The organism is Flavobacterium sp. SLB02, from assembly GCF_009664855.1.
Lineage (GTDB): Bacteria > Bacteroidota > Bacteroidia > Flavobacteriales > Flavobacteriaceae > Flavobacterium.
The window spans coordinates 903,038-920,672 of record NZ_CP045928.1 but is presented as its reverse complement, the minus strand read 5'-3'; the positions used below and the strand labels follow the sequence as shown (position 1 = coordinate 920,672).

Here is a 17,635-nt window from a genome sequence, read left to right as displayed (position 1 = left end):
AGTTTTTTCACACCTGTTTTTAGATTTTGCAAAAGCGTACTGTCATTTTTGCTGTACTGAATCCAGTCCTTTTTCCCGATGAATTTTAAATCACTAATATCATTGAGCACCAAACGTTTTCCCTTTGGAGCCTGCTGAATAATAGTTTGTTTTTTATTTTCCTTTTCTTCATCTTGAAAAACTTCATCATAGGAGATCCATTTACCGCTGTATGACAAAGATTTATTGTTAATTCTCTGCCATGATTGATAAGCCGCTTGGTCGAGCGTTTTTTTCTGTGCAGATACACTATGTACACTCAGTGAGAGTGTACATAGCAAAAGTATGTTTTTCATATTTTTTTGATTTTCAAAAAGAAATTACTCTTTCTTTAAAATGTTAATCACTTCTGTAAGTTCATCAACAAGCTGACCTGGATTTCCTGAATATCCTTCAGATGTAAATCGAATCTGACCGTTTTTAATTACTACTTTTCTGGGAATTCCACTTGATTTAAAGATAGCTGCGTATTTGGAAAACGATTCGTTATTGGTTGGGCCTCCTTTTTTCATTAAATCAAAATAGGTATCGAGTTTTAATCCTTTTGCTTTCAGGTAAGCCAATGCTTCTTTTTGGTATCCTTGCTTGGTTTCCTGGGTACTTATAAAATAAAACTCAACCTGGGTGTCTTGCTTAAAGTTGCTTACTAATTGCTGCATAGCAGGAAATGCCTGTTTGCAAGGGCCACACCATGTTGCCCAAAAATCAATCACGATAATCTTGCCGTTCTCTAAAGCCAGTTGTTGTGCTTTTCCCTGTGCTCTCTGCACGTTAATTGCCGGGGCCGCAACAGGATTCATCAGGGTGATTTTTTCCTGTGAATTGTTTTCTTTTTTCAACTCCTCGAGATAAGCCGGAAAATCAGATTCTTTTTTTCCCTCTTTTAAGTAAGCTTCTTTTAATTTAGCTGTCAATCCATCAGATAAGCTATTGGCTCTTGCCCCATTTTTCAATACTTCAATAATTGGCTTGTTTAAAGCTTCTAAGGCCCTGACATGAATATCGTTTATACTTGCTTTTTCGTAACGTTTTGCAAATGGCAGCAAGTCAAAAGTTTCTAAAACTTCTTTGTGTTTTTTCAGCATATCATACATACGAATCTGAATCACTAACTGCTCGTTGAGTCTGTCCTTAGCATTTTGGTTTGCCTGATTTGCAGACCAGTAAATTCCCTGCATATAAGACAAGTCGTTTACTCTTTGCTGCATGAGTTTGATCATTGGCACGGCAATAGTTGCTATAAGAGCAGGATCTTCCACTTTCAAATACAACGCCTTAGAAATATTCTGATGGTACGCATCATTTAGATTAGCAAAATTCATATTGGGAATTAAAGCTAAAATACTATTGTAATCTTTGGTCTGAAAATAATAGCCAAACTGCGTTTTTACGATATTATCATAGAAATACTTTTGGGAATCAGGTACATTGGCAGTGTATGGAAAATCAGCTAAAAATTGCGTTATAACTTTATTTTTTTCTCCGGCATCTGCAATTGGCATAATTCTTTGAAAGGCTTTAAAACGCATAAAGGCTCCTTTTGGAAACTGTTTTTGAATTACCGCTTCAAGAGAATCTGCTTTTGGCTGATCTTTTAGTTCAAATTTATATAGATTGTAAACTTTTAAGAAAACTTCTTCTGGCTGTCCGTTGATTTTCCTTGTAAAATCCCCTAAAAAACGGTGTCCTAATTCATCGAATTTCTCTGGTTTCTGTACCTTTAATACTTTAATGTAAGTATCAATAAATTTTGGAAAATTCTCACCATGATCTGCCACTTCTTTTTTTAGCCAATATTCCGTAGCGTCTCCATTTATGGAAAAGTCTTTAAAATAACCACTAAACTCACTGTTGAAATCCTTGTTTCTAAAGGTTGCCCAAGCTAAATCTGCTCCGGGCATTTTTATTTTTGGCTCTTTAAAAACTACTAAAAGATATCCGGTATCTTGTCCTGTATCTGTAAGAATACCGTTTTGTGTGTTGCCATAAAATTTGAAAGCCATAAAACCGCAGTTTTCAGGGACAGTATAACTTACATTCCACACACCGCCGTTTTTCTTCATTGTAAGATCTTCGATCTCCCATTTATAATCATTAAAGACATATGCGTAACCATTGATTTCTTTGATATTCTCCAAAGGTCCGCCTTTTGGATCATAAGTCATATGTAAAGCCATTCCCGGCAAGGGAACATCCACCATACCTTGTAATCTGGATTTAACTTCTTGAGCGGAAATCCCTATGGTAAGGCTACAGAAGAGCAGTACCAGTAATTTGATATTTATTATTTTTTTAAACATTCTTGTAGTTTTTATTGACCCAGTTCTGGGTTAAAATCGATATAATTTTGATGAATTGGAAATACATACCCCGCGCTGTTAGGCAGTAGGGGAAAAGTTTCGTTTTTGAAAACCCTTGTATATGTTTTTTGCAAATTTGGATCTAAGTTTAAACGACGCTGATCAAACCAGCGAAATCCTCTTCCAATGAATTCTTTTTGTCTTTCGCTCAAAACAAGACTTAAGGCTTCTGCATTGGTAGTTGCACTTACCTGATAGAGAGAACCTGTTTTGTATCGTTTAGCCCTTAAAATATTTAAGTAATCAACAGCTTTTTGCCGCTGGCCTAATCTGGCATAGCACTCCGCGGCAGTGAGATACATTTCAGGCACAGAAACTCCAATATTGATTCCGTTTGTAGGGCTATAGGTAGCAATTCCAAAAGCTCTTCCCGTATGTGATGGATTAAAGACATTACCCAGAATTGTATAATAATTGTAACGTAAATCATCACTACTAAAACTGTTTAATAAATCTTGTGCCAATGGCGCGCCATTGTAACCACTTAGCAATGTTTTAGAAAAAATAATCTCGGGATTACCAGTAAGTACCGGATAACTGTAAGGGGTAGCAAAAGTGTTTAAATCAATTAATCCCTTTTGCATGCTTAAGGCTTTCTCTGCATTGTCCAGACTCAACTCATACTGGCCCATATAGAGATAAGTTCTGGCTAGAATGCCATAAACGGCTCTCTTTGAAGGAAGCACATTAAAATCTGGCGTATCTGCAATATCGTTTGCCAGGGCACTTTGCAGGTCAGAAAGAATTTGTTTGTAGATAAGATCAACAGAACTTCTCTCTAATGAAGAGAATAATTCTGGTGTAAGTAAAAGCGGTACCGCTTTTTGAGCATTTGAAGAAGTGGGATCAAATTGCGGCCCATAAATATTTACAAGCTGTAAATAAGCAAAAGCTCTATGAACAAAGGCTTCAGCATAAATTTGTTTTTTCTCCGCCTGGGTTCCTTTCTCACTCTTCATTACACCTTTAATAATGGCATTGTTGTAATAAATGGTCTGGTATAAATTAATCCAATCCGAGTCTCCCTGAGATTCATCAAAAATTCTGGATCTCCAGGTATAACTGTTTGCCCATATGGTTGAGACGCGCGCCTGAAAAGCTGTCGAAAATTCTACATCGGCACTTGAGAGCAGATACATTCCCCCAGAAAGGCTGTAGGTATTGTAAGCATTGGCCAGGGCTCTGTAATCAGAGGTATATTTTAAAATTCTATTGTTGCCTACAGGTTCAACTTCAACATAATCTCTGCAGGAATTAAGCACCAATAATGGTAGAATAATATATAGTGTGATTTTTAAAAATTTCATAATAAGTTCTTTTTTGATTAAAAGCTGCAATTAAATTGTAATGTATAAGTACGCTGTGGTGCAAGGGTATTGTAATTATTATTAGAAAGATATTGAGGATCTATTCCCCTGTTATTTCTTACCCATAATAACCCCAGATTTCTTGCTGCAAAATTGAAACTTAATGATTTGAAAAAGGTTTTTTGCAACCATTCATTGGGTACTGTATACCCTAATGAAATCTGCTGTAAACGAATATTATCTGCAGATAAAACATTTATATCAGCATTTTGAAAACGATTTAAGCTATTGTAACTGGTGTTGGCCAATCCGGGAACATTTGTAAAAGCTTCGTCTCCGGGCTGTCTCCAGCGATCTGCAATAATTTTATCTTTCGCCACTGCACCGTATTGTGCGCCATTGAAAGTAGGATAATTTTGCATTTGCTGATCTCTAAATACAGCTCCCATAAAATAGGTGATCTGCACTGCTAAACTGAAATTTTCAAATGAGAAATCGTTCATAAATCCACCAAAATAAGGAGCAACAGTAGTTCCCATATATTTTAGGTCGTCTTTGGTTATGGTATTATTTCCTTTAGAAGAATCAATTATACTGCCGTCTTTAGCATAAATGGTAGATTGTCCCTTTGTATCTAATCCGGCCCATCTGTATGCATACAAATAACTTACATTCATTCCAACAATTGGAGAGCTTCCAAAGAACTGATTTACCGCTACAGCCTTAAATCTGGAATCGGTAACTTCATTACTAGTATAGGCAATATTAAAAGTACTATTCCACTTGAATTTTCCTTTGAAAATTGTACCGCTTAATCCCAGGTCTACCCCATTTCCATCAAGAGTTCCTGCATTGTATTTTAAAAAGGACCAACCATAAGTTGGATTAAAAGGAAGACTTGTTATAATGTCGTCTGTTTTTTTATAATAAAGATCAACATTACCGCGAAGTCTGTTATCGAAAATTCCGTAATCCAGGCCAATATTAAAAGTAGCAGTAGTTTCCCATTTGATAAAAGGATTCTCTGGCAGTGATATACTTGCAGTGGGTAATTGCGTATAAAAATCTCTACCTCCCAAACCAATAAGGGCGTTGTTACTTCCGTAACCTCCGGCAGGTGCGCTTCCTGCTACACCGTAAGTTACACGAGTAGATAAGTTACTTAACCAGCTTACATCTTTTAAGAAATTTTCTTTATTGATGTCCCATTTAGCTCCAATGGACCATAATGGCAATGCTCTGTTTTTTCTGGAAGCTCCAAGCAGGTTATAATCATCGAAACGAACACTTCCTGACAAATGATATCTGTTTTTAAAATCATAAGAACCAAGTGCATAGTAAGACAAATAACGGTCTCTGTATTTACTAATAGCATTGTCAAAATTTCCAATGTAGGTCTGCCAATCGTAAACTGTAGTATAATATTGGGTTGGATTTACAGAAACATTTGAATTGGTATCGGTATCATAGCCATATCTGGTTTGTGAGCTGCCTTCTCTGCGTTCTTCTCTAACTTCGGCACCAGCCAAAAAGTTTACAGTATTATTCTGGTCAAAGGATTTGTTAATGTTCATTTGAAAACGCATACTCTGCGATTCATTTTTTTGATTGCTATCACCTAAATTAGCCCCAAGAGGGATTCCATAAACCAATTTGCCGTTTGAAATAGAAGTGGCCTCGTTAATCATGTTTCTAACATAATAACTTTCCAGTTCGTTAAGGGTTCTGGTTTTGCTAAAAATAGAGGTATACATTCCCGAGGCCTCAAGGTTCAACCAAGGCGTAATTGTTGCTACCAGTCTTGCATTTAATCTTAGATTCTCACCATTTGTTCTAACATTGGAATAATCCAGCTGATCTATATAATTGTAGGTCCAGGGAAGATAGCCCTTTGCATCAAAGCCTTGTATAACTTCGGGTCTGAATTTAATGTAATAATCAAGGCTGTTTCCGTTTTCATCGCTGAGCATATCATAGGGTCTTAATGCAGAGGTAGACACATTGGAGAGTGCTTCGTTTGCAGTAATATTGGTTTGATACTTGGATGAGAGATAATTAATTCCGGTTTCAAATCTTAAAAAACTCTTTAACTTGAATGAATTGTTTAATGTTACATTGATCGATTTAGAGTTATTTGCCTTCATGGCAGCATCGTCTGTATTGTAGCCTAATCCTAAGTAATAGGTGCTTTTATCATTTCCTCCTGAAACAGAAAAATCGTATTGTTTGGTAAGTGAATTTTGCAGCAGATATTTATTAATCTGACCTAAATTACCTCTTTGAGATAATGAACTGAGCATTTGATCTCTTTCTGCGGCAGTTATTTGTCCTCTTTTTTCTTTAAACATGATTTCCTGAGCCGCGCTAGGATTTGCAGCCTGCCAGTTGGATATATTGTCAAGAACAAATCCGCCATTTACAAGATCTTTTTCATAATCTACGTATTGCGCCGTATTCATTACTCTTAATTTAGATAAATCTATTTTTTCTCCAAACGTAGTTGTTGTGCTGAAACTAACAGTGGGTTCGTCAGATTTTCTGCCCTTTTTGGTTGTCACCACAATTACTCCGTTTGCCGCCCTTGACCCCCAGATAGAAGCTGCAGCCGCATCTTTAAGAACAGTGATGGTTTCGATATCATCAGGATTTAAAAAACTTAATATAGATGCTCCTGGAACTCCTCTTCTGCTGAAAGCAAAATCATCTACAGATTGTGGAAAACCATCAATAACAACAAGGGGTTTAGAATTGCTACTGTAGCTGGTTGTTCCCCGAACACTTATATTACCAGTTCTTGGATCCACCATAACTCCGGCAATTTTTCCCTCTAAGCGCGAATTAATATCCACTGTAGGAACTTTAGCAATTTCTTTTGCGCTCATCACCTCCATGGCACCGGTTAATCTTTCTTTAGGAATATCGGTATATCCGTTTGAAGCCACCACCGCTACTCCTGTTAATTCCATTACATCTTGGGTTAAAACCACTTTTATGAATTTTTGGTTTTTGATCGCTACAATTTTTGATTCATAACCCAGGTAGTCAAAACGAAGCGAATCTGTTGCAGTTACACGAATTCGGAAATCTCCTTTTTCACGAGTTATATCCCAATTGCTTTTATTGCTCACTAATAGTACGTTAACTCCCACTAATAAATTTCCGTTTTTATCGGTAACAATACCGGTAATATCATATTGTTCCTGCTGAACTTTTTTAGCCTTTTTAATAACAATTTGCTTATCTATGATGGTATAGGTCAAGCCTGTATTAGACAAGGCAGTGTTGAGAATTTGCTCAACGGTTCCGTACTGATTTAGATTTATTTTTTTGCCAGAGGACATTAGATCGTCATTATAAAAAAACACATAGTCACTCTTTTGCTGAATGGTGCTAAAAAGCGTTTGCAAGGAAGCATTCTGCATCTTTACAGAGATTTCATTTTGTGCTTTGGCAACATTGGCGTAGATACTGGTTAATCCTAAATACAGAACTAAAATGAATACTCTCATAAATAAAATAAAAGTAAGGTTGATGATTTTTTTAGGCAATAGAAAGCCTATATCATGATTTTTATTCATAATTTTGTTTTAGTTTATAGCTAATTGCATTTGCAATTAAAATTTTACATAAGCCAAGAGATGTTCGAGCATCTTTTGGTTTTTTTTTGGTTAGTTTTTCCTAGTTTATTTTCTGGTGTTTATCTCCTCATAGGCCATCGGTAATTTTAGTTAATTCAATTAGTTAATCGTTATTTTTCTGGTCTGCGGATCGTAAAGAAATTCAAAACCAGTAGTTGCTTCAAGTGTTTTTACTACTTTATCTAAATCATCATTCAGGGTGAAAGCTCCAGAATAGGTTTCGGTTTGACTTATTTTCTTATTCATCACAAAATCAACATTGTAGTAACGGGTTAATTTGTCTAATACCAAGGGGAGTTTTTCCTGTGAAAACTCATAATATCCCTTTCTCCATGAAAATAAAGGCTCCACATCTTGAAGAGTCGTTTTAATAGTCTGCTGTTTTTTATCTAAAGCTGCAATCATTCCGGGTTTAAGAACACTTTGAATTGTATCATTATTAAAAAAGCCTTTTCTTGGATAAGTAACCTGTACTTTTCCTCTTAATAATGCCGTTGTAACTTTTGCATCTTTAGCATAACAGCTTACATTAAACAAAGTTCCCAATACCCTTACCCTATAGTTGTTGGCTGTTTTTACAAAAAATGGTTTTGCTGCATTATGCGCTACATCAAAAATCCCTTCTCCTTCTAAAAATACTTCTCTGCTTGCCTGGTTAAAAGAAGTAGGATAAATCAATTTAGATCCCGAGTTGAGCCAGACTAAAGTTCCATCAGCAAGGCTAAGCTGCGCTCTTTTCCCGTAAGGAACCATAAGGGTATTGTACTGGGCTTGCAGGGATTTTGTTTGTTGTATCTCTTTATGGTTAACATTGATTTTATTTCCCGATGCATCATAGGCAATTGTGGTGTTGTCAAGGACTCTGACCGATTCCTGATTGGCTAATACCAGTTTGATCTCATCGCTTTTCTCAAAAGAAGCCCCCGAGGTTTTATGGCTGGCTGCAAATTGCTCTATCGGGCTTATTTCTTTTGCTTGTTGTTTAAAAATAACCGAAATTCCCAAAACTATACAAAGTACAGCAGCCAGGCTCCAGGAGAGTGTTCGAAGCTTTTTTCGTCGGGCGCGTTGTTTCTCAAATGCAATACTTTGCAGAATTCGCGCTTTTAAATTAGCTTTATCTTTTTTGGGTAAAATTTTGAAATTTGGGTACAAATGTTTTCTTTTTATGGGGTTCTCTATTAATAAGAGAATAAAAAAGAAAAAACATAGACAAAAAAAATAACGTTTTTTTAAAGTTTATTTAAAACTTAGCCCGAAGCTCTTTTAAAGCCCTGTAAACCAGGGTCCTGCAAGATTCCAGGCTAATATCCAAAGTAGTGGAAATTTCCTCATAAGATAAATCTTCCGTGAAGCGAAGATTCAGCGCTTGACGCTGTTTTTTGGTTAATGAACTCAGTGCAGATTCTAGTTTAGCATTCTTGCTCAAGGTAATTTCCTCTAAAATTAATTGTTCCTGAACTGAATCTGTTTGGTAAAGATCTTCTTTAAAATAGTCTAAAAGAACTGTTTTAGACTGACCTTTGAGTTTTCTATAGATATCATTATGAAGAGATTTAAACAAATAAGACTTTACCTGTACCTGTTCAGAAACTGTTTTATGATAACGATGAAGTTCTACAAAAATATCATGTATAGCATCTTCTACCAAAGTCTGATCATTGGTATACTGAATTCCAAAGGTAAAAAGAGCGTCTATATAACGATCATATAGCTCATTATAAGCCTGAATATCTCCTTTTCTAATTTGATTCCATAAATCAATATCCCTTTTTTCATCCTTCATTGAAGACCTTCTTTCTTTTAATAGTTTTTGCTCACCACAAAACTAAAGAATTTAAAAAATTATCAATTAAAATTCTACTTTAATTGATAATTTTTCAGCTTTTCATGAAATAAGGAAAAATAATACTACATTTTAACATTATAAGTCGTAATATAAAATTTTCTTGTAAACCTATAACCTTGAAAGAGCCATAGGATTCAGTAGCCAGGCAGAATTACAGCTATGAGATTTTATATCTCTGCCAATATAATGAAAACTGCCTGCTTGATGCTCTTTAGAGGATAGCATTTCTACACATTTCAAACTATTGATCCGATTATAAACAATATTTTTTTTTTAGAATTTATTTTTTTTAGTAGGTTTTGATTTTTTTTACAACAACAAGTTAGAGGTGATAATTGTAATTTTTTGTACTCATAGCTACTTTTTTAATTCTCAGCTTTAAAAATTTGCAAAGGCAAGCTATTATCTTATAATTTTAAGTTTTAAGACAGTCAGAGAATAAGCAGGAAGATTTAATTGCTGGTTTCCTTTTGTTATTGTGTACTCACTTTGTTTTGGGGTTATTTTTTTTGGATCTGAAAAAGTATTTTCATCTTCTCTACCTGGACTTGAAAGTCGCACGATGGATCCTTTAGATCCTAATTTTGCGCCTTTTAAATCGATATTAATCTCTTGTGCTGCTGGGGCTGTATTTACCAATTTTATAATTACTTCTTTTTTCTTTACATCTTTTACTGCCGATGCATATAAACTATTTTGCCCCGTTAAAGGTTTTCCCTCTTTGGTAATACTCAATAAATCAGTGCCTTTATTGGTTGAAAACAATTGCTGCACATAATAATTGGCTGAACCGTAAGATTCTAAATTATTGAACCAGATCATATCAGGAGTCCATTGCCAGGCATCCTCGTGCGCCATTAAAGGTGCATAAGATGTGAGATGAACTACCTCTGCATTTCTTTCTAAACCAGTGATGAAAGCGGCTTCAGAGAAAGCACATTCCCAATTATTTCTGTTATTCGGGTTTGCGCCTGAAACACTCTGCGCGGCATATTCTCCTGCAAATATCTTTGGGCCTTTTCTATCGTAATTATCATAACGTCCTGCGTTTTCTCTAAACCATTGCGGACTTTTGTAATAATGCTCATCTACAAGTTCTGCATTGAGTTTCTTAAGTTCTTGCATAGCAAAATCAAAATGCTCTCCATCTGGTGAGGGTCCGCTTCCAGAAACAATGATGATATTGGGATATTTTGCCTTAATTGCTTTTTCAAAAACTTTATATCTCTCAATGTAATCGGGTCCCCACTGCTCGTTTCCAACGCCAATGTATTTTAGATTAAATGGCTCTGGATGTCCTGCCTCTGAGCGGATTTTCCCCCAGGTAGTAGTTAGAGCTCCATTGGCAAATTCAATTAAATCTAAAGCATCCTGCACATAAGGATCCAGCTCGTTTATGGAAGCCAATTCTCCTGTATTGTACTGGCAGGCCATTCCGCAGCTTAAAATTGGAAGGGGTTCTGCCCCTATATCTTCTGAGAGTTGGAAATACTCAAAAAATCCTAAACCAAAACTTTGAAAATAATCCGGAGTTTGTTTATGGTTGAACTCTACATTCCAACGGTTCATCATTGTTTTTCTTTGCTCTAGATTACCCACTGATTTTTTCCATTGGTATCGATCTGACAAGGTTCTTCCCTCCACAATGCATCCTCCGGGAAAACGTAAAAAACCTGGTTTCATATCATATAAAAGCTGCACCAAATCTTTACGAAGCCCATTTTTCCTGTTCTTCCAGGTATCTTGGGGAAAGAGTGAAATCATATCTAAATCTATGGTTCCTGTTCCTTGAAAAGTTATTTTAAGCTTTGCTTTTCCCTGGGTTTGAGTCGCTGTAATTACTGCCGTATAATGGGTCCATTGATCTGATTTTGGAACAATGCTGGTCTCTCCAATTACTTTTTGGTCTTTATCAATGAGCTGGAAAATAATTTTTTTGATGGCTGAATTGTGATTGGCCGCTTTTAGTGAAAGGTTATATTTTGCATCTTTTTTGACTCCCATTCCCCTGAAGCCTTCATTTATTAAAGAGTAACCTTGGGCATTATTGATCTCTACTCTGCAAAAAACAGTATTGTCTGCCTGAACTTTTACTGGCGCTGCACTTCCCGATTCTTTGTTCAAAGAAGATCTTTTGGTATTGGGCTCTTGCCATCCCATCAAAGGTTTATCAAATTCAAAAGACCTGTTTTTAATCAACTCGGCATATAATCCTCCATCTGCTGCAAAATTGATATCTTCAAAAAACAAACCAAACATGGTAGGCTGAATTTTGGTAATGGTCCTCGAAGCATCGAGCTCTAAAATTGTTTTTTGAGCATTCAGATAAAAACTGCTTATTATAAGACTGCAAGTTGTAATTCTGGTAAGGATATTATTTTTCATAAGTTCTCTAATACAAGGAATTATTTTTGTACTGCCTCTAATTTAGCAGGAAAAGCGGATTGTCCCTCTAGATTTGTGATAATTAATGCATCTACATTTTTACTCTCCACTGCGTATTTAAAATATTCGGGTTTGTTCTCTCCCCATTGCACGGCGCAGTTCTGTACTTTGATTCTTTCTGCCGAATCAAAATAGAATCCCGAGGTACTTCCCTTTACAAAACCTTCTACATTAGAAGGGCGCCTGTCATATACTCCCCCGGGAAAAGAAGTTGTTTTATCAATAAAAACACTCACATTATCAAAAACAATATTCTTGATTTTATCTTTTGATTCCCCACTTACAAACACACCGTTTTCACCCCTGCATTGAATATTGGAAAAATAGATATTCTTTATCTCTCCTACTCTTCCTTGTGTAGCTCCCTTTGGAAAACGCCAGTTGGCATCTTTGTGATTTGCTTTGGCTCTGCTGAAAGCCGTTACATAAATAGGTTCTGCTTTTCCCCACCAGGTATCGGTATTCAATTTACTCTCGATAATGATATTTGAGAAAATAACATCGCTCACTGTTCCTTCATCGCGATTCTGAATTCCCAAAGCGCGATTGCTGTTTTTAATGATACAATTATTGAATACCACTTGTCTTATGGCATCCATATTTTCTGAACCAATTTTAATCGCGCAACTGCTGCTGGTCATCGTACAATTGGTCACTGTAATGTTCTCACAGGCACCAAACTCTTCAAATTCTCTTCTGTTCTTCAAACAAATACAATCATCCCCGCTTTCAATATAACAATCACTGATTCTCACATTTTTAGAATGATCCAGATCAATACCATCACTGTTGCGAACCTTCAGGCTGTTTAACAAAGTAATACCACTAATTACAACGTCGTTACAGCCAACCAAATGAATAGTCCAATAAGCCGAATTTCCAATATGAACATCTTTGATTCTGATATTTTTTCCACCGATAATAGTCAATACGTGTGGTCTTGGATCCAACACGTTAAAAGGTTTTAAAACATAAGAATCTTCCAGTTCTTCACCCATAAAAGAAATTCCGTTTCCATCTATTTTTCCGCTTCCGCTAATGGTAAAATCCTCTACGTTTTCTCCTCCAATCCAAATTGTTCCTTCTCCGGGATTGTTTCTAAAAGCACTTTTGGTGTATAGTTTCTCATCTGGACTTGCCAATAATTTAGCACCGGCTTCGATGTGCAGCTCTACTTTTGATTTTACATCAAACGGTCCGGCCAAAAAGGTAAACGGCGCGGGAATTAAAACTCTTCCGCCAGTTTTACTACAGGCATCAATTGCTTTTTGAATGGCCGCTGCATCATTGGTTTTTCCGTCTCCTTTTGCTCCGTATTTTTTAACGTTGTAAATATTCTGCGAAGCAACTGTCAGGGAAAAACAAAAAATTAGGATCGCAATTATAGATTTCTTTTTCATTTCATTTTATTTATTAAAAACCTTGTTTGAGATAGTCTATGCAAAGTTCTTGGTTTATTTTTTCGCACCTTTGTGGCAAAATTTCAATGCGCAGGCAATTCAAATTTATTTTGCTGCGGTTCTGTTTTTCTTCTTAAAGATTCACTATCCAGATCACTTGATAAAACATCTTTAAAAACAATCTGATTGATTTTATCCCAAGGCATATCAATGGCTTTCATTGTTAGATTTTCTACATCATCAAAAACAAAGGCAGGACGAAAATCTTCTTTCTCTAAAATCAGTTTTATATTCTTCATTTCGATTCCCTTTACGTGACGCACATAAAATCCCCAACAAGGCAATTCTCCAAACATGGTAAATTCAGGATAACCCTTTATGTTTTCTTTTACATCTTTTAATCGGCTTAAAGGATGATACGCCATTCCTTTTGAGGCTCTTCCCGGGTAGGTAATTTCAATATTCTCTAGAGTTACATTTTCTATCAAATGCCCCGGAATTCCCGCAATAGAAGCCGGAAAGGGATTATGAAAATAATCAACTTCTGGTCCGCGCATATCATAATTGATATCCGGACGGCCAAAAGGAACCTGTACTTTTACATTTTTAATCGATACATTTTTGATATAACCCGGCTTGTCTCCATTTCTATGTCCTAAACGAATCAGTATTGCATTTCCTGTATTTACCGCCGTAATATTCGAAACCTTAATATTCTCAATTTCAGCACCATCTACAGATTCAATGGCAATTGCGGATCTAAAAGTATCATAGACCTCGATCTCTTCGATAGTTACGTTTTTAAAACTGCCGTAAGAACCTGTACCAAATTTAACGGCATTGGCACTGGATCTGATGCTGCACTTTGCAATGTAAATATTATTATTCTCTAATCCGGGCGTCTCCGATTTTAGGCAAATTCCATCATCTGCTGCATTTACCTTGCAGTTGGTTATTCGAACATTTTCACACCCGTCAATGTCAATTCCGTCATTGTTCCAATATGCTGTACTATTAACTTCCACTTTATCAATTACAATATTTTTACAATTTGTAAAACACTGAACCCAGCCCGGACTGTCTTTTAATGTGATATTGAGCATGGTGATTGAATCGCATTTTACAAATGAAATCAGTTTTCCTCTTGCGTCCTCGGGACGCATTCTTCTGTAATTGTATTTGGGATCAATTCGAACTCCTGTATGATGCAGACTATCAATTGCCAATGCGAGTTCTCTTCCTTGACCATCTATACTCCCTTTTCCGTTTACTGCAATATTTTTTGCTTCATTGGCTATAATCAAAGCTCTTATTGCTTCATATTTGGGATAATCTTCCGGGTTTGTGCTTCCTAACAAAATAGCTCCCTGTTCAAAAAAAAGTTCCACTCCGCTTTTTAAAACGATGCTTCCTGATAAAAATTCACCTTTAGAGAAAACAACTCTTCCGCCTTTATTTTTGTTGGCCGCATCAATTGCTTTTTGAATTGCTTTTGTATTTAAAGTTTTACCATCTCCTACGGCGCCATATTTTTTAATGTCAAATATCTTTTGGGCCGAAACGGTTAGGGAAATACAGAAAATAAACAGTGTTATTATAAAATTTCTTTTCATTTCTATTTTATTTTAATCTTGATTTTTAACAAAGCAGCGTATCTAAATTTTTTCATGCAGCTCTTTTTTAAATCTGTGTGAAACAAAAACTTTGCGTCTTTGCGAGCAATTTTCGTCAGCTTACCAAAAAACAGTATATAAAGCCACTAATACGCCACAGATAATAAAGGAACCAACAATAAATTCTGATGAGACTTTAAACATCGAATTATCAACTTCTATTTTATGAATTTCAGCATCCTGTTCAGATACTGGATTTGCCAGACTAATGCCAACCATTATAAAGACAATTAAAAAGAAAACAATAGTCATTCGGTCTAAGAAAGGATAATCAGGAAAAGCGCCATCTGTCCACATAGGCAGGAATTTCAATATAGCAGCAAGAGGCACTGTTAACAATGCGCCGGCAAGTCCGGCTGATGGGGTTGTTTTTTTCCAGAACATTCCAAGTAAAAAAACCGCTAAGACTCCCGGAGAAAAGAACCCAACATATTCCTGTATAAACTGATAGGCCTGATCTAATGATTTTAATGCCGGCGCTACAATAGCAGCAATGATCATACACACCACCACACACCATCTTCCGGTGCGTACCAGCTTTTTTTCTGTTGCCTTAGAATTGAAATATTTTTTATAAATATCTAAAGAAAAAATAGTCGAAATACTATTGGCTTTTCCTGCCAAAGAAGCCACAATGGCTGCTGTTAGAGCCGCAAGAGCCACACCTTTTAATCCTGCAGGAAGTAAATTCATTAAAGTTGGATACGCCTGATCTGGTTTTAAAACTCCTGCTGCATCTACCATTTCCTGCTGAAACATTCCATTGGAATGCATTACAAACATGGCTATACCTGGTAAAACGGCAATAATTGGGACTAATAATTTTAGAAAAGCGGCAAATAAAATTCCTTTACGGGCGGTTTTTAAATCGGCGCCTAAAGCGCGCTGGACAATATATTGGTTGCATCCCCAATAGGCCAGATTATTGATTAACATACCACCAATTAAAACAGACATTCCCGGCAGTTCATTATAATGCGGATTGGATTTTTCTAGTATCATATGCAAATGCCCGGGCGCCTGATCAGCAATAATGGCCAGACCTTTTAGAATGTCTTTTCCAAAACCAAACTGATCTGAAAGTAAAGTCAATGCCAGATAAGTGGTTACTAATCCGCCCAAAATTAAAACGATAACCTGAAACATATCGGTATATCCAATTACTTTCATTCCCCCTAAAGTTACAATCACTGAGAATAAACTTAAGGCAATAACACAAAACTGAAAACTTACAGGGGCAATAGAAGAAATAGCCAAAGCGCCTAAATAAATGATAGAAGTAAGATTTACAAACACATAAATTAAAAGCCAGATAATAGCCATAATAGTACTTACCGTTCCGCTATATCTTTTGGCCAGAAACTGCGGCATGGTAAATATCTTGTTTTTAAGATAAACTGGTAAAATAAACATCGCCACGATAATTAATGTGGCCGCTGACATCCATTCATAAGAAGCAATTGCAAGGCCAATGGCAAAACCAGAACCGCTCATACCAATAAAGTGTTCTGCTGAAATATTAGAAGCAATCAAAGAAGCTCCAATTGCCCACCAGGTCAGGGATCCTTCTGCCAAAAAATATTCATTGGAACTGGTTGCTGCAGTTTTCTTGCTTCTGTAAATATACATTCCATAAGCCGTTACTATGATAAAGTAAATAAAGAAAACAATGTAATCTGCGCTTTGTAATACATTCATAATGTTGTGGTTATTGTGAGGTTAGTAAAATGTATTTTAAAATTGAATGTGTTTCAAATTTTTAGAAACCATTTTCTTTTATATAGAAAATAAAGCAATAGTAGCTGTACTACACTTACCGATAAAGCAGCAAAAAAAGGCTGCCATACAAGGGGTGTAAAATTGATAAGTCCACCAAAAACATAATCTGCCATATGTTTAAAATCAACTAAACCTTCGGCGGCGATATAAATTAAAATAGAATTTGAACCGATTAAAATTAATAGAAATGCCCATTTATGAAATCCGAAAAAATCAATTATCAAATAAAAAAAGACAAAAAACAAAATGCTGAATCCCCCGACAAAACATACAAATGAACTGGTCCATAAATGTTTGTTGATTGGAAAACTACTATCCCATATCAGGCCTGCAATAATCAAAGCCACTGCCGTAAGAGTCATTAAAAGCAATTTTATTTTTATAGAAAAAGAGTAATTTGCTTTTAGAAATGTTCCGGTAAAAACGCCCAATAAAGCCGTAGCAATAGCAGGTATGGTAGAGAAAATCCCTTCCGGATCATAAACCCTGCTATGGAGTCTGCCCGGTAAAATCAAGCGGTCAATATAGCCTTCCAGTGATCCTTCCTTAGTTAAAACTCCTGCGCCAAATTCAGGCACGGGAATCCATTTCATTGCTGCATAATAGCCAATCAAAATACCCAGGAACCAGATTAATTGTTTTTTAAAATCAAAATTCAAATAGATGATTCCTGCACAAAACCAGGCCAGTCCAATTCTTCCTAAAACACTTGCAAAACGCGTATGATCAAAACCATCAAATCGCAATAATCCATTGACCACAAAACCTAAAACCAGTAAAATACAGGTTCTGCGGAGCATGGATAAGTAAATTTTTCGCTTTTCGCTGCCCGGTAATTCTTGTGGTGTTTCTACACCAGCCAGCTGCATTTTCTTTTCAAAAGAATACGGCATTGAAACCCCTGCAACAAACAGAAATACAGGAAAAATCATATCGTAAAATGTGATCCCATCCCATTCGGTATGATGCAATTGTGAGGACATCCAGATAAAAACCGGAATTGGGGCTGCTTTGGCCAGAGCATGAATGATGTGTTCTCCGCTCATAATCCAAAACATAACAAATCCGCGAAGTGCATCTAAAGAAATTAATCTTCCTTTTGTAGTGTTGTTCATTTTTTAGTATTCGGTGGTCAGTTGATCGTT

General features: G+C 36.1%; 11 protein-coding genes. All 11 read right to left on the bottom strand.

Going from position 1 to position 17,635, the window contains the following annotated elements:
- On the bottom strand, positions 1 to 335 hold a 335-nt coding region (locus tag GIY83_RS03890), incomplete at its 3' end, for a hypothetical protein (RefSeq protein ID WP_229029202.1).
- 24 nt (positions 336 to 359) lie between these two features.
- Complete coding sequence (locus GIY83_RS03885) at positions 360 to 2,339, bottom strand: TlpA disulfide reductase family protein (protein ID WP_208684875.1); 1,980 nt, start codon at positions 2,337 to 2,339, stop codon at positions 360 to 362.
- Between the two features lie 11 nt (positions 2,340 to 2,350).
- Positions 2,351 to 3,706, bottom strand: coding sequence for a RagB/SusD family nutrient uptake outer membrane protein (locus tag GIY83_RS03880; RefSeq protein ID WP_208684873.1), 1,356 nt, complete (start codon positions 3,704 to 3,706; stop codon positions 2,351 to 2,353).
- 17 nt (positions 3,707 to 3,723) lie between these two features.
- Positions 3,724 to 7,284, bottom strand: a complete 3,561-nt coding sequence (locus tag GIY83_RS03875; protein ID WP_208684871.1) for a SusC/RagA family TonB-linked outer membrane protein — start codon at positions 7,282 to 7,284, stop codon at positions 3,724 to 3,726.
- Between the two features lie 159 nt (positions 7,285 to 7,443).
- On the bottom strand, positions 7,444 to 8,499 hold the full coding sequence (locus GIY83_RS03870) for a FecR family protein (protein WP_208684869.1): 1,056 nt from the start codon (positions 8,497 to 8,499) through the stop codon (positions 7,444 to 7,446).
- Positions 8,500 to 8,587: 88 nt separating this feature from the next.
- Positions 8,588 to 9,130 (bottom strand): RNA polymerase sigma factor, encoded by a 543-nt coding sequence (locus GIY83_RS03865; protein ID WP_194617044.1) that lies wholly within the window; start codon positions 9,128 to 9,130, stop codon positions 8,588 to 8,590.
- A 465-nt stretch (positions 9,131 to 9,595) separates the two neighbouring features.
- The gene (locus tag GIY83_RS03860) at positions 9,596 to 11,578 is read right to left on the bottom strand and encodes an alpha-L-arabinofuranosidase C-terminal domain-containing protein (RefSeq protein WP_208684867.1); all 1,983 of its coding nucleotides are present in this window, start codon (positions 11,576 to 11,578) and stop codon (positions 9,596 to 9,598) included.
- 20 nt (positions 11,579 to 11,598) lie between these two features.
- Positions 11,599 to 13,038, bottom strand: a complete 1,440-nt coding sequence (locus GIY83_RS03855; protein WP_208684865.1) for a glycoside hydrolase family 28 protein — start codon at positions 13,036 to 13,038, stop codon at positions 11,599 to 11,601.
- A gap of 83 nt (positions 13,039 to 13,121) precedes the next feature.
- On the bottom strand, positions 13,122 to 14,651 hold the full coding sequence (locus tag GIY83_RS03850; RefSeq protein ID WP_208684863.1) for a glycoside hydrolase family 28 protein: 1,530 nt from the start codon (positions 14,649 to 14,651) through the stop codon (positions 13,122 to 13,124).
- 120 nt (positions 14,652 to 14,771) lie between these two features.
- Positions 14,772 to 16,409, bottom strand: coding sequence for a sodium/sugar symporter (locus tag GIY83_RS03845; RefSeq protein ID WP_208684861.1), 1,638 nt, complete (start codon positions 16,407 to 16,409; stop codon positions 14,772 to 14,774).
- Positions 16,410 to 16,462: 53 nt separating this feature from the next.
- Positions 16,463 to 17,605 carry an acyltransferase family protein gene (locus GIY83_RS03840; protein ID WP_208684859.1) on the bottom strand — a complete coding sequence of 381 codons (1,143 nt, stop codon included), beginning with the start codon at positions 17,603 to 17,605 and terminating at the stop codon, positions 16,463 to 16,465.
- Between the last annotated feature and the right edge of the window lie 30 nt (positions 17,606 to 17,635).